The 1,425-nt window shown below is 60.8% G+C and carries 1 pseudogene; it reads right to left on the bottom strand.

The window, feature by feature from the left end:
* Positions 1-1,387 (bottom strand): annotated as a pseudogene (locus IVB48_RS34560) (IS701 family transposase); the annotation flags it as partial.
* Positions 1,388-1,425: the final 38 nt, after the last annotated feature.

The following is a 1,425-nucleotide window of genomic DNA, read 5'->3' as shown; positions in this document are numbered from 1 at the left end:
CAACATGGACATCGCGACAGACTTCTGACGAGGGCGAGAACGAGCCGTCGACGCATCGTCGCAATCGAGTTTGGAATGTGCCGTTCGGTGCGCAGCGGCGGAGCCTCTGGGTTTATAACGTTCGGGAAGGGCAGGCGTTTGGAACAGCCCGGCTGAACGAGGCGCTGAGGGGGGAATCGTCTCCCTTTCGGAGATGAGGAATCCGTAAGCCGCTATGCATAGTGTGGCATGGTGGTGGAAGCCGCGCCAACCGCGCCCTTCGAAGTGGCCGAGCCCGACCTCCTGCTTGAGTTCCTGATAGTCGCGCTCAATGCGCCAGCGCAGTTTTGTCAGGTCGACCAACCGATGGAAGGCGATCTTTTCGGGAACGCTCGAGAGCCAATATTTTGTCGGCTCGGCCTCGTTCTTCGGCCACTCGATCAACAGCCATTCTTCCGGGCGGCTCTTGGTGAGGTTGTAATCGCGATGGGCAACCCGCACGCGCACCCGAGCAAAGCGCGAGGTGAGCTGCTCGGCCGAACCTTCGCGCCACGCGATCGTGCGCCATGCCTTTGCCGGCAAGCCGAGCGCGAGTTTCTTGACCGAGATTGGCTGATGATGGCGATCACGCCGTATCAACTTCGGCGGCCTTCCCTGGCCCGACCATCTTTTGGCGCGCAGCGGCACCATGCCCGGCGCCCACACCGTGGTGTTCGGTAGAATGCCAGCGACATAGCTCAACCCCAGCGTTGCGATATCCGTGCGCAGTTCGGTGTTGGCACCGTAACCGGCATCCATCAGCACGACGCCGCGCGGCAGGCCGGCCTCGCAGGCCTTACGAATCTGATCGAACGCGATCTGCGGCTTGGTCTTGAAGACAAATGTCCTCAGGAATGCCGGCCTTTCGCCGGCGTGCGCGATCTTGCCATTCCTGCGGTAGGTACAGGCGATAAGCGACCGGCAGGCTGGCGTGGTGATTGGCAATCGACAGCGACACCGCGACCTGACAATTGTCCTGCTTGCCAAGTTGGCCGCAATACTGTCGTGCCACTCCTACTGAATGCCGGCCCTGCTTGGGAAAACCTGTGTCGTCGATAATCCAGGCCTCGATCGGTCCATGACGCTCGATCCGCGGCAGCACCATCTCGCGCACCTTGGTCAAGACCTTCTCGTCCGACCAGCGCCCTTCACCGACAAAATGCAGCAGCGATTGATGCTGCGCCGCTGTCCGTTCAGGCGCGGTGATTGCCGCCATCGGTTCCACGCTCTTGCGTTCGCATGGCATCATCAGACCAACGCAGTAATCCCGTAACGGCTTCGCCCGGTCTGCATGGCCGATCACGTTCACAAGCCCCTCGACATAGGCCGCAAACCGCGATTCACTCCCGTCCGATCTTGGGTGACCCATCCCAGCTCTCCATGCCGAAAAACGAATCTCCCGAAAAT

Source organism: Bradyrhizobium sp. 76 (assembly GCF_023073025.1).
GTDB lineage: Bacteria > Pseudomonadota > Alphaproteobacteria > Rhizobiales > Xanthobacteraceae > Bradyrhizobium.
The sequence above is the reverse complement of the archived record's forward strand: the minus strand, read 5'-3'. Positions and strand labels throughout refer to the sequence as shown.